The sequence below is a fragment of the Kitasatospora sp. NEAU-CNBT7 genome, from assembly GCF_057220535.1.
In genome coordinates, this window is record NZ_JBXQQB010000007.1 from 11,913 (window position 1) to 24,142 (window position 12,230).

General features: G+C 73.5%; 7 protein-coding genes. All 7 read right to left on the reverse strand.

Going from position 1 to position 12,230, the window contains the following annotated elements; genetic code table 11:
- Positions 1-5: 5 nt before the first annotated feature.
- The gene (gene ilvC, locus AC2TEW_RS11755) at positions 6-1,004 is read right to left on the reverse strand and encodes a ketol-acid reductoisomerase (RefSeq protein ID WP_484623318.1); all 999 of its coding nucleotides are present in this window, start codon (positions 1,002-1,004) and stop codon (positions 6-8) included.
- A gap of 103 nt (positions 1,005-1,107) precedes the next feature.
- Positions 1,108-1,632, reverse strand: a complete 525-nt coding sequence (gene ilvN, locus AC2TEW_RS11760; RefSeq protein ID WP_484623319.1) for an acetolactate synthase small subunit — start codon at positions 1,630-1,632, stop codon at positions 1,108-1,110.
- Positions 1,633-1,668: 36 nt separating this feature from the next.
- On the reverse strand, positions 1,669-3,519 hold the full coding sequence (locus AC2TEW_RS11765) for an acetolactate synthase large subunit (protein WP_484623320.1): 1,851 nt from the start codon (positions 3,517-3,519) through the stop codon (positions 1,669-1,671).
- 293 nt (positions 3,520-3,812) lie between these two features.
- A complete protein-coding gene (locus AC2TEW_RS11770) occupies positions 3,813-6,758 on the reverse strand; it encodes a putative bifunctional diguanylate cyclase/phosphodiesterase (RefSeq protein ID WP_484623508.1) in 2,946 nt (981 codons plus the stop codon).
- A 315-nt stretch (positions 6,759-7,073) separates the two neighbouring features.
- Positions 7,074-10,154, reverse strand: coding sequence for a helix-turn-helix transcriptional regulator (locus tag AC2TEW_RS11775; protein ID WP_484623321.1), 3,081 nt, complete (start codon positions 10,152-10,154; stop codon positions 7,074-7,076).
- Between the two features lie 131 nt (positions 10,155-10,285).
- Entirely contained in the window at positions 10,286-10,504 is a 219-nt protein-coding gene (locus AC2TEW_RS11780; protein WP_484623322.1) for a hypothetical protein, read from the reverse strand.
- A gap of 222 nt (positions 10,505-10,726) precedes the next feature.
- Positions 10,727-12,226, reverse strand: coding sequence for an Asp-tRNA(Asn)/Glu-tRNA(Gln) amidotransferase subunit GatB (gene gatB, locus AC2TEW_RS11785; RefSeq protein WP_484623323.1), 1,500 nt, complete (start codon positions 12,224-12,226; stop codon positions 10,727-10,729).
- Positions 12,227-12,230: the final 4 nt, after the last annotated feature.

The following is a 12,230-nucleotide window of genomic DNA, read 5'->3' on the forward strand; positions in this document are numbered from 1 at the left end:
ACGGGTTACGCCTCGGAGTCGACCCAGCTCATCAGCTTGCGGAGCTTCTTGCCGGTGGTCTCCAGCAGGTGCTCGGAGTCGGCGTTCTTGTACTCGTTGTACTTGGGCAGGCCCGCCTTGTACTCGGCGATCCAGGTGTTGGCGAAGGTGCCGTCCTGGATCTCGGCGAGGACCTTCTTCATCTCGGCCTTGGTGTCGGCGGTGATGATGCGCGGACCGGTGACGTAGTCGCCCCACTCGGCGGTCTCGGAGACCGACCAGCGCATCTTCTCCAGACCCCCCTCGTACATCAGGTCGACGATCAGCTTGAGCTCGTGCAGGCACTCGAAGTAGGCGATCTCCGGCTGGTAGCCGGCCTCCACCAGGGTCTCGAAGCCGGCCTTGACCAGCGCGGCGGTGCCGCCGCACAGCACGGCCTGCTCGCCGAACAGGTCGGTCTCGGTCTCCTCGGTGAAGGTGGTCTTGATGACACCGGCCTTGGTGCCGCCGATGCCCTTGGCGTACGACAGGGCCAGATCAAACGCCTTGCCGGTGGAGTCCTGCTCGACCGCCACGATGCACGGGACGCCGCGGCCCTCCTCGTACTGGCGGCGGACCAGGTGGCCCGGGCCCTTGGGGGCGACCATGCAGACGTCGACGTTCTCGGGCGGGGTGATGAAGCCGAAGCGGATGTTCAGGCCGTGGCCGAAGAACAGGGCGTCGCCCGCCTTCAGGTTCGGCTCGATCGACTCGGTGTAGACGTCGGCCTGGATCGGGTCCGGCACCAGGATCATGATGACGTCGGCCTCGGCCGCGGCGGTGGCGGGGTCGGTGACGCGCAGGCCCGCCTCCTCGGCCTTGGCGCGGGACTTCGAGCCCTCCAGGAGGCCGACCCGGACGTCCACGCCCGAGTCACGCAGCGACAGCGCGTGGGCGTGGCCCTGGCTGCCGTAGCCGATGACCGCGACCTTGCGGCCCTGGATGATGGACAGGTCGGCGTCGTCTTCGTAGAACAGCTCGGCCACGGGGGCACATCTCCTTGCGTGGTGGTGGTGCCGGTGCGTACCTACCGTACGTGGACCCGGCGGTGGGGTGGGGCGTTGCTTCAGGGGGTGAGACGGCAGGGGATCAGGCGCTGCGGTCCAGGGCCCGCAGCGAGCGGTCGGTGATCGACCGGGCGCCGCGTCCGATGGCCACCAGACCGGACTGGACCAGCTCCTTGATGCCGTACGGCTCCAGCATCTTGAGCATCGCCTCCAGCTTGTCGGAGCTGCCGGTGGCCTCGATGGTGACGGCGTCCGGCGAGACGTCGACCGTCTTGGCGCGGAACAGCTGGACGATCTCGACGATCTGCGAGCGGCTCTCCGCGTCGGCCCGGACCTTGACCAGGACCAGCTCGCGCTGGACCGCCTGGCCCTGGTCGAGTTCGACGATCTTTATCACGTTGACCAGCTTGTTCAGCTGCTTGGTGACCTGCTCCAGCGGCAGGTCCTCCACGTTGACCACGATGGTCATCCGGGAGATGTCCGGGTGCTCGGTCGGGCCGACCGCGAGCGAGTCGATGTTGAAGCCCCGACGGGAGAACAGCGAGGCGATGCGGGCGAGCACGCCGGGCTTGTTCTCGACCAGGACGGAGAGGGTGTGCTTGGACATGGCGGTCATGGTCTCTCTATCGGGTGGTCGGGGCCGTCAGTCGAGGTCGTCGCCGAAGTCCGGGCGCAGGTCCCGGGCGGCGAGGATCTCGTCGTTGCTGGTGCCGGCGGCGACCATCGGCCAGACCATGGCGTCCTGGTGGACGATGAAGTCGATGACCACCGGGCGGTCGTTGATCTCCATCGCCTGCTTGATCACCGCGTCCAGGTCCTCCGGGCGCTCGCAGCGCAGGCCGACGCAGCCCATCGCCTCGGAGAGCATCACGAAGTCCGGGATCCGGGTGCCCTGGGCCGGGGCGGCGATGCCGTCGTGCTCGGGGCCGGCGTGCAGCACGGTGTTGGAGTAGCGCTGGTTGTAGAACAGGGTCTGCCACTGGCGGACCATCCCGAGCGAGCCGTTGTTGATGACGGCCACCTTGATCGGGATGTTGTTCAGGGCGCAGGTGACCAGTTCCTGATTGGTCATCTGGAAGCAGCCGTCGCCGTCGATCGCCCAGACCTCGGTGTCCGGCCTGCCGGCCTTGGCGCCCATCGCGGCCGGCACCGCGTAGCCCATGGTGCCCGCGCCGCCGGAGTTCAGCCAGGTGGCCGGCTTCTCGTAGCTGATGAACTGCGAGGCCCACATCTGGTGCTGGCCGACGCCCGCCGCGTAGATGGCGTCCGAGCCGACCAGCTGCCCGATCCGCTCGATCACCTGCTGCGGCGACAGGCCGCCCTCGGGGGCGGGCTCGTAGCCGAGCGGGTAGGTGGCCTTCCACTGGTTGAGCTTGACCCACCAGTCGGCGTAGTCGCCCTTGTGCCCGGCGTCGAACTCGGCCTGCACGGCGACGATCAGATCGGCGATCACCTCGCGGGCGTCACCGACGATCGGCACGTCGGCCGGCCGGTTCTTGCCGATCTCGGCCGGGTCGATGTCGGCGTGCACGACCTTCGCGAACGGGGCGAAGCTGTCCAGCTTGCCGGTGACCCGGTCGTCGAACCGGGCGCCGAGGGTGAACAGCAGGTCCGACTTCTGCAGCGCGGTGACGGCCGGGACCGAGCCGTGCATGCCGGGCATGCCCAGGTGCTGGGGGTGGCTGTCGGGGAAGACGCCGAGCGCCATCAGGGTGGTGACCACCGGGGCGCCGGTCAGCTCGGCCAGGATCCGCAGCTCGGCGCTGGCGTTGGCCTTGAGCACGCCGCCGCCGACGTACAGGACCGGCTTCTTCGCGTTGACCAGCATCCGCGCCGCCTCGCGGATCTGCTTGGCGTGCGGCTTGGTGACCGGCCGGTAGCCGGGCAGCGAGGTCTCCACCGGCCAGCGGAAGACGGTGGTCGCCTGCAGCGCGTCCTTGGCGATGTCGACCAGGACCGGGCCGGGGCGGCCGGTGCCGGCGATGTGGAAGGCCTCCGCGATCACCCGGGGGATCTCGGCCGGGTCGGTGACCAGGAAGTTGTGCTTGGTGATCGGCATCGTGATGCCGCAGATGTCCGCCTCCTGGAAGGCGTCGGTGCCGATCGCCTTGGAGGCCACCTGGCCGGTGATCGCCACGATCGGCACCGAGTCCATGTAGGCGTCGGCGATCGGGGTGACCAGGTTGGTGGCGCCGGGACCCGAGGTCGCCATGCAGACGCCGACCCGCCCGGTGGCCTGCGCGTAGCCGGTGGCGGCGTGGCCGGCGCCCTGCTCGTGCCGGACCAGGATGTGGCGGACCTTGGTGGAGTCCATCAGCGGGTCGTACGCCGGGAGGATCGCCCCGCCCGGGATGCCGAAGACCGTGTCCGCGCCCACGGCCTCGAGGGAGCGGATGAGCGACTGGGCGCCGGTCATGGTCTCGGTGGTCTGGGGACCCGGAGCGTGGGCTGCCGGGGTGTCCCCGCGGCGGGGGGATGCGGCGTGCTCAGTCATCTGCCTGTCTCTTCTCGGGTTCTGCCGGCCCCGGCAGTTGAGGGTCCTGCCGTCCGGGGGCCGATCTCCGGCTCTGCCCCAATCGTCCCGTTTTAGGACGCTCAGGGCCAGGGGTATCGCGGGGGTGGAACAGGTTCAGTGCAACAAAAAACCCCTCGTGCCCAGGGCATGCGAGGGGTGGCGCGTCGGTCTGTCACGAGGCAGGCACAACGGCCCGCTCAGCCGACGCGCCCGCCAAGTACGAGAATTCGGGTGCGCATGGCACCGACCTTCCTCCCGAGCCCCGGTGAGTGTCAAGCTGGTGGGACGGACGTCTCGCCATGCGGACCACCGGACGGACCCCCGACGGCATGGCGTTGTGGCAGGTCGAGGGGGGCGTGGTGGTGCCCGGAGCGGCCCGCCGCGGGCTCCGCGCAGCCACCCGGACGGGTCTGGTCCGCCAGGTGCGGGCGGCGCCCGGCCAGCGCACCGACCGGACGCGGCAGCGGGTAGACCCGGCGCACCAGCGCACGGGCCAGCCGGGGCTCGTCCAGCGGCTGGGCGAAGGCCAGCCCCTGGGCCCGCCGGCAGCCCAGCTCCTGCAGCACCGCGACCTGGCGCGGATGGTCCACCCCCTCGGCCGCCGTCACCATACCGAGGTCGCGGCCCAGGCGCAGCGCGTTCCCGGCCAGCGCCCGGGTGAGCGCGGAGTCGGCGAGGTCCTGGACCAGGCTGCGGTCCAGCTTCAGCACGTCGAACGGCAGCCGGGCGAGGGTGCCGAGCGAGCCGCCGCCGGCCCCGAAGCCGCCGACCGCGGTGCAGACGCCGAGCCGGCGCAGCGCGGCCAGCCGGCGGCCGAGCTCGTCCGCGCCGTGGTCGGCCCCGGTCTTGGCCAGTTCCAGCATCAGCTGGCCCGGGGGCAGGCCGCTGTCGCGCAGGGCGGAGGCCACCGCCTCGTACATGCCGGGGGCGCAGAGCCGGTCCTCGGTCAGCCGGACCGAGACCGGTACGTCGGGGCTGGCGGGGTCGGCGCGGCGGCGGGCGGCTGCCCGGATGGCCTCCTGGAGCATCCAGCGGGCGAACCTGGTCGCGGCGTCGCCCTGCTCGGCGGTGCGCAGGAACTCCGCCGGGGTGAGCAGCAGCCCCTGCGCGGAGCGCCAGCGGGCCTGCGCCTCGACGCCGGCCACCTGGCCGCTGGCGAGGTCGACCACAGGCTGGTGCAGCAGGGTGAAGCCGCCCTCGCGGACCGCCACCCGCAGCCGTTCCGCCAGCTCGGTGCGGCGCTCCAGCTCGGCCCGCATCGCCGGGGTGTAGAGCACCACCCGGCCCTTGCCCTCGGACTTGGCCCGGTACATCGCCAGGTCGGCGTTGCGCATCAGCTCGTCGGTGGCGGCCCGCGGGTCGGCGCCGGGGGTGAGGTCGCGCGGGGCGAAGGCGATGCCGATGCTGGCCGCCACCCCCAGTTCGGCGCCGCCGATCCAGTACGGCTCGGAGAGTGCGGTGCGCAGCCGCTCGGCCAGGTCGTGCACCTGGTCGGGGGCGAGCCGCCCGCACACCAGGGCGGCGAACTCGTCGCCGCCGAACCGGGCCACGGTGTCCCCGGAGCGGACCGCGCCCTGCAGCCGGCGGGCGGCCTGCACCAGCAGTTCGTCGCCGACCTGGTGGCCGGCGGTGTCGTTGACCGCCTTGAAGCCGTCGAGGTCGAGGAAGAGCACCGCGACGCCGGTGCCGTCGGCGGCGCGGTGCGCCGGGGCGCCCTCGGCCTGGCCGAGGCCGAGCGCGGCGCGCACCCGCTGGGCGAACAGGGCCCGGTTGGGCAGGTCGGTGAGCGGGTCGTGGAAGGCGTTGTGCTGGAGCTGGGCCTGCAGCCGGACCCGCTCGGAGACGTCCCGGCTGTTGAGGATCAGCCCGTCGCGGTGGCGGTTGACGGTGGACTCCACGTGCAGCCACTCGCCGTCGCCGGAGCGGATCCGGCACTCCACCCGGGCGGACGGCTCCGCGCCGCCCTCGCGGCGGTTCGGGAACCGGCCGCGGGCCAGGATCCGGCCCACCTCCCAGATCACCCGGTCGACGTCGTCGGGGTGGACCAGGTCGAGCAGGTTGCCGCCGACCAGCTCCTCGGGGTCGCGGCTGTAGACCCGCAGCGACGCCGGGCTGACGTAGGAGAGCACCCCGTCCGCCCCGGCGATCATGATGACGTCACTGGAGCCCTGCACCAGCGAGCGGAAGTGCGACTCCTTCTGCGCCAGCTCCTGGGCCAGCGAGAGGTTGTCCAGCAGCATCACGCCCTGGCGCAGGATCAGCGCGATCCCGACCGTGCTGGCCGCGGCGAGCACCTCGCGGTCCACGAAGTGGCCGACCAGGGCGTTGTAGAGGATCCCCGCGGTGCAGACCGCGGCGGCCGCGTACGGGGTGAGCGCGGAGAAGGTGCTGGCCACCCGGCGGCGCGGCACCCCGCCGGCCGAGGGGTGCTCCCGGCTGGCCAGGCCGCGCGGCTGCGACCAGGGCGCCCGGGCCAGCAGCACGCTGCCGGCGAACCAGCCCGCGTCCAGCAGCTCACCGGAGCGGTACGAGCTGCGCAGGCCGGGTGCGGTGAACAGGGCGTCGCAGACCACGGTGAGGGCGAGCGCGACCATCGCGGTGTGCACGGCCGCCCGGTTGCCGTCGCGGCTGCGGAAGCGCAGTCCGACCACCAGGCTGACCAGCAGGATGTCCAGCACCGGGTAACCGAGGCCGAGCGCCAGCTTGACCGGGTCGCCGCCGTCGCCGCTGGCCACCCGCCCGAGCGCCAGGCTCCAGCTGAGGGTGAACAGCGAGCCGCCGACCAGCCAGCCGTCCAGCAGCAGGCAGAGCCAGCCGGCCGCGGTGCGCGGTCGCTGGGCCAGCACCAGCAGGCCGGTGATGGCGAGCGGGGCGAAGAGCAGGAAGGCGAAGTCGGCCACCGAGTCGGCCGGGACCTCGGTGCGCAGCACCACCTCGTACCAGCCCCAGGTGCCGTTGCCGACCGCCACCATCGCGGAGGACAGCCCGAACAGCAGCCAGGCGGGCCGGGCCGGGCCGGCCACCGCGCAGCCGTGGGCGAGGCAGGAGAGCGAGGCCGCCAGGGCGGCGCCGGCCAGCCCGAAGTCGCCCATGAACAGCGCCACCGAGGGGGATCCCCAGCCGACCGCGGCACCCGCCGTGTACCCGAGGCAGAGCAGCACCAGCAGGGCGCCGGGAAGGCCCGCGGTCCGGGTGCCGTCGGCGAGCGCCCGGCGCAGCCGGGCGGCGCGGGGGGTGGTCCGGGGGGCGGGCAGCACCGCATCGGTGGAGTTCAATCGACATCTCCCCCTCCGACACCGGGACCGTCTCGGCCCGGGCCTCGGCTGTGCGGCGCTCCGCGGTGCCGTACCGGTGTTCCCGATCGGGACCCTACACCACTTTCGTCACTCAACGACACGCACACTCAACTTAGAGTAATGGCGCGCTGGGGTGGCCTGGGGGCATTGGTCCGGGATCGCCCGATCGGCAGGGGCGTACGCCCCCGGCGCGCGAGCCCTCGGCGGCTGCGCACCGGCGGTCGGCGGCCGCGCCGGTCAGCGGTCGGCGGGGACCTGGCCGGCGTCCGGGAACAGCCGCCAGCGGTGGGCCAGCGCGGCCGCCTCGCCGCGGCCGGCCACCTCCAGCTTGGCCAGGATGTTGGAGACGTGGACGCTGGCGGTCTTGGGCGAGATGTACAGCTCCTCGGCGATCCGCCGGTTGGTCAGGCCGAGCGAGAGCAGCCGCAGCACGTCCCGTTCGCGCGGGGTCAGCCCGAGCGCCTCGACGGCGGCCGGGGCGCCCTGCGGCGCGGCCGGCCCGGGCCGGCCGGGGTCCGCCCCGGCGGAGTCCGCCCGCCCGGTGGGCGGCACCGGCAGGCCGGCCCGCTCGGCCAGCAGGGCGGCCTCCCGCGCCAGGTACCGGTCACCGCGGCCGCGGGCCAGCGGGTGGGCCTCGTCCAGCAGTTCGGCGGCGGCCCGGCGGTCCCCGTCGGCGGCCGCCCGGCCGGCGGCCCGGACCAGCGCCTGCCCCAGCGGGTGCGGGCGGCCGGCCACCCGCAGCGGGGTGATGGCCGCGGCCCAGTGCCCGGCGGTGTCCGCGCCGTGCGCGCGGGCCAGCTCGGCGTCCAGCAGCCGGGCCCAGCCCTGGTGCAGCGGCACCTGCGGCCGGTAGCCCTCGGCCGCCGCCGCGATCCGCGCCAGCACCTCGGCCCGCCCCGGCCCGGCGGCGGGCAGTCCGCGCGCGTCCGCCTCCACGGCCGCGGCCCGGACCAGCAGCGGGAGCAGCAGCAGCGTCTGCTGGCCGGCCGGCTCGCGGTCCAGTACCCCGAGGATCTGCTCGCGGGCGGCCAGCGGGCTGCCCCAGCGGGCGGCGGTCTCGATGCTCACCAGGACGGTCGGCAGGACGTGCTGGGGCTGCTCGTGCCGGCCCGCCGCGACGGCCTGGGCGAGCGCCGCCTCGGCCGCGGTCCGGTCGTCGGCCAGCAGGGCGAGTTCGGCCCGCAGCCGGCTGAGGAAGGCGTGGTGGGAGTCCCTGGACGGGTCCTCGGCCCAGGCGTCGAGCACCCCGGCGGCCTCCACCAGCCGTCCGAGGGCGATCAGCGCCTCGGCCAGGTTGCCGGTGAGGATCGCCCCGGTGTTGCCGAGCAGCCCGGTGGAGCCGGCGGCCTCCAGCCCCTCGCGGGCGGTGCGCTCCGCCTCCTCGGCCCGGCCCAGCTGGACCAGCAGGCTGGCCAGGTTGTTGAGCCCGCGGCAGGTCAGGTCGGGCACGCCGAGCGCGCGGGCCTGCTCCACCGCGGCGGCCAGCTCCGCGAGGCCCCGGTCCGGGTCGTCGAAGTCGGCGAGCAGGCTGCCCAGGGTCATCCTGGCGTGCGCCTCGACGCTGCCCGCGCCGACCTCCCGCGCGATCCGCACGGCCCGTTCGGCGGTGGCCAGGTGCTCGCGGGTCGGCCGGCGCAGCATCGCGTGCGCCGCCTCCAGGGCGAGCACCTCGGCCTGGACGGCGGACGGTCCGAGGTCGGCCACCAGCCGGTGCGCGTAGGCGAGTTCGGCGCTGCCGCCGGGACGGTCGAGGTGGCCCAGCATCCGGGCGCGCTGCATCCGGAACCAGGCCGCCCGCATCGGGTCGCGCTGCTCGTCGACCAGCTTGACCCCCCGCTTGGCGAGGCTGAGTCCGCGTTCGCGCTCCCCGCTGCGGCGGGCCGCGACCACCGCCTCGGCCAGCACGTCGACCTGCCGGAGCCGGTCGCAGGAGTCGTCGTGCCGGCCCGCGTCGCAGGAGCAGGGCGGATAGGTCTCGGCCCAGTCGTAGGGGCGCAGGGTGTGTTCCAGGACGTCCTCGGAGACCTCCTCCCACAGCTCCAGGGCGCGTTCCAGCATCCGCAGCTGCTCGGCGAAGGCGTTGCGGCGGCGGGCGGCGCGGGCCGCGTCCAGGGCGGCGGGCAGCGCCCGGCCCGGATGGTGCGCGTGGTACCAGTAGTTGGCCAGCCGGGCGGGCCGGACCTCGTCCCCCACCAGCGCGGGGTCCTGCTCCAGGGCGTCGGCGAAGCGGCGGTTGATCAGGTGCCGCTCGCCGGGCAGCAGGTCGTCCGAGACCGCCTCGCGGACCAGTGCGTGCCGGAAGCGGTAGCCCTCGCCGTCGGTGTCGGGGCGCAGGATGTTGGCGCCGACCGCGGTGCGCAGCGCCTCGATCAGCGGCTCCTCGCCCTCGTCCAGGACGGCGGCGAGCAGCCCGTGCTCGACGCAGGAGCCGCCCTCGGCGGCGAACTTGACCACCTGCTGGGTCTCGTCGCTCAGTGCCTCCACCCGGACCAGCAGGATGTCCCGCAGCGACTCGGTCAGCCCGGCCGGACAGCCCTGCCGGTGGGCGGTGGCGAGCTCCTCGACGAAGAACGGGTTGCCCTCGGAGCGGCGGTGGATCCGGTCGACCAGGGCGCGGTCCGGCGCCTCGGTGCCCAGGATGCCGGCCAGCTGCGCGGCCACCTCGACCTGGCCGAAGCGGTCGAGTTCGAGCCGCTGGACGGTGCGCAGCCGGTCGAGTTCGGCCAGGAAGGGGCGCAGCGGGTGGCGCCGGTGCAGGTCGTCGCTGCGGTAGGTGGTGACGATCAGGACCCGGGAGCGGTGCAGGGTGCGGATCAGGTAGGCGAGCAGTTCGCGGGTGGAGCGGTCGGACCAGTGCAGGTCCTCGACGGCGAGCACCAGGGTGCGGTCGGCGCCGAGCCGCTCAAACAGCCGGGCGGTGTGCTCGAACAGCCGGGCCCGGCCGAACTCGTCGTTCGGTTCGCCGTCCGCCTCGCCGAAGTCCGGCAGCAGCCGGGCCAGATGGCCCTCCATGCCGGCCGCGGCCCGTTCCAGTTCGGGCCCCAGCTGGCGGTACAGCCGGCGCAGCGCGGTGGCCAGCGGCGCGTACGGCAGGCCCTCGGCGCCGATCTCCAGGCAGCCGCCCAGCACGGTGACCGCGCCGGCGGCGGCCGCGCTGTCGAGGAACTCCTCCACCAGCCGGGTCTTGCCGACCCCGGCCTCTCCCCCGATCAGCACGGTCTGCGGGTCCCCGGCCTCGGCGCGGCGCAGGGCCGCCGCGAGGAGGTCGGTCTCCGCGTTGCGCCCGACGAAGACCGGGCTGACCGATATCTGCTCCATGGCGGCGAGCATGCCACAGGCCCGTATCGCGGGCCGAGGCGTTTTGGGGGCGCCGGACGGCCCGAAGGGGAGCACGCCGGTGGCGTGCTCCCCTTCCGTCCCGGCTCCGGCACCCGGGATGTGCCGCTCTGTCAGCATTCGCCGAGTCGTGCCGGGCGGGCGGTGGCCGGCCGGCCGGTAGCGGCGGCGTCGCGGCGTCCGCTGCGGGCGAACCGGGCCCGCAGGCCGGTGCGGTCGCCGGTGTGCTCCCGGGCTTCGCGGGCGGTCCGGGCCTCGTGCACCAGGCGGGCGCGCTCGGCCTCCTGCTCGAGCTGGTGCTGGCGCTGGCGGATGATCTCGTACTCGTACACGGTGGTGGTCCCCCTGTTCGGGACGCTTCCCGGTCCCTGTGGCCGGTCCGTCGTCCTGCATCCAGGATTCCGTCCCAGGTAGGGATGCGGCATCGGCAGCATGCCTCATCTTCGGGGGAACGACCGCCTTAGGCGCCTGCCTTTCGAAGCCGAAAGGCCCGCCCGCACCCCGGAGTACGGGGTGCGGGCGGGCCTAGGGGACTAAGGAGGCCTAAGGCGTCCTCAGGACAGCTTCGCCAGCAGCAGGTCCTTGACCCTGGCCGCGTCGGCCTGGCCGCGGGTGGTCTTCATGACCGCGCCGACCAGCGCGCCGATCGCCTGGACCTTGCCGTCACGGATCTTGGCGGCGATGTCCGGGTTGTCGGCGATGGCCTGGTCGACGGCCGCACCGAGCGCGGAGTCGTCGGAGACCACGGCGAGGCCGCGCTGCTCGACGACCGCGTCCGGCTCGCCCTCGCCGGCCAGCACGCCCTCGATCACCTGGCGGGCCAGCTTGTCGTTGAGCTTGCCCTCGGCGACCAGCGCGCACACCCGGGCCACCTGGGCCGGGGTGATCGGCTGCTCGGCCAGCTCGGTGCCGGTCTCGTTGGCCCGGCGGGCCAGCTCGCCCAGCCACCACTTGCGGGCCTGGTCGGCCGGCGCGCCGGCGGCGATGGTCTGCTCCAGCAGCTCCACCGCACCGGCGTTCAGCACCGACTGCATGTCCTTGTCGGACAGCGCCCACTCGGCCTGCAGCCGGGCGCGGCGCACCCGCGGCAGCTCGGGCAGCGCGGCCCGCAGCTCCTCGACCCAGGTCCGGGCCGGCGCGATCGGGACCAGGTCGGGCTCCGGGAAGTACCGGTAGTCCTCGGCGTTGTCCTTGATCCGGCCCGCGGTGGTGGTGCCGTTGTCCTCGTGGAAGTGCCGGGTCTCCTGGACGATCGTCCCGCCGTCGGTCAGCACCGTGGCGTGGCGCTGGATCTCGAACCGGGCCGCCCGCTCGACGCTGCGCAGCGAGTTGACGTTCTTGGTCTCCGAGCGGGTGCCGAAGGTCTCGGTGCCGTTCGGGCGCAGCGACAGGTTGACGTCGCAGCGCATCTGGCCCTTGTCCATCCGGGCCTCGGAGACGCCCAGCGCCCGGATCAGCTCGCGCAGCTCGGCCACGTACGCCTTGGCCACCTCGGGGGCGCGCTCGCCGGCGCCCTCGATCGGCTTGGTGACGATCTCGATCAGCGGGATGCCGGCCCGGTTGTAGTCCAGCAGCGAGTGCGTGGCGCCGTGGATCCGGCCGGTGGCACCGCCGACGTGGCTGGACTTGCCGGTGTCCTCCTCCATGTGGGCGCGCTCGATCTCCACCCGGAAGGTCGAGCCGTCCTCCAGCTGCACGTCGAGGTAGCCGTTGAAGGCGATCGGCTCGTCGTACTGCGAGGTCTGGAAGTTCTTCGGCATGTCCGGGTAGAAGTAGTTCTTCCGGGCGAACCGGCACCACTCGGCGATCTCGCAGTTCAGCGCGAGGCCGATCTTGATCGCCGACTCCACGCCGACCGCGTTGACCACCGGCAGCGAACCGGGCAGGCCGAGGCAGGTCGGGCAGGTCTGCGAGTTCGGCTCGGCGCCCAGCTCGGTCGAGCAGCCGCAGAACATCTTGGTCTTCGTACCCAGCTCGACGTGGACCTCAAGGCCCATCACCGGGTCGTACGAGGCGAGAGCGTCCTCGTACGAGACCAGACTGATGACGCTCACAGCG

What these genes read in the sequence shown, in the direction of transcription:
- AC2TEW_RS11775 (WP_484623321.1), bottom strand. Translation starts at nt 10,154, where the DNA reads ATGGAGCAGATATCGGTCAGCCCGGTCTTCGTCGGGCGCAACGCGGAG.
- AC2TEW_RS11765 (WP_484623320.1), bottom strand. Translation starts at nt 3,519, where the DNA reads ATGACTGAGCACGCCGCATCCCCCCGCCGCGGGGACACCCCGGCAGCC.
- ilvN (WP_484623319.1), bottom strand. Translation starts at nt 1,632, where the DNA reads ATGTCCAAGCACACCCTCTCCGTCCTGGTCGAGAACAAGCCCGGCGTG.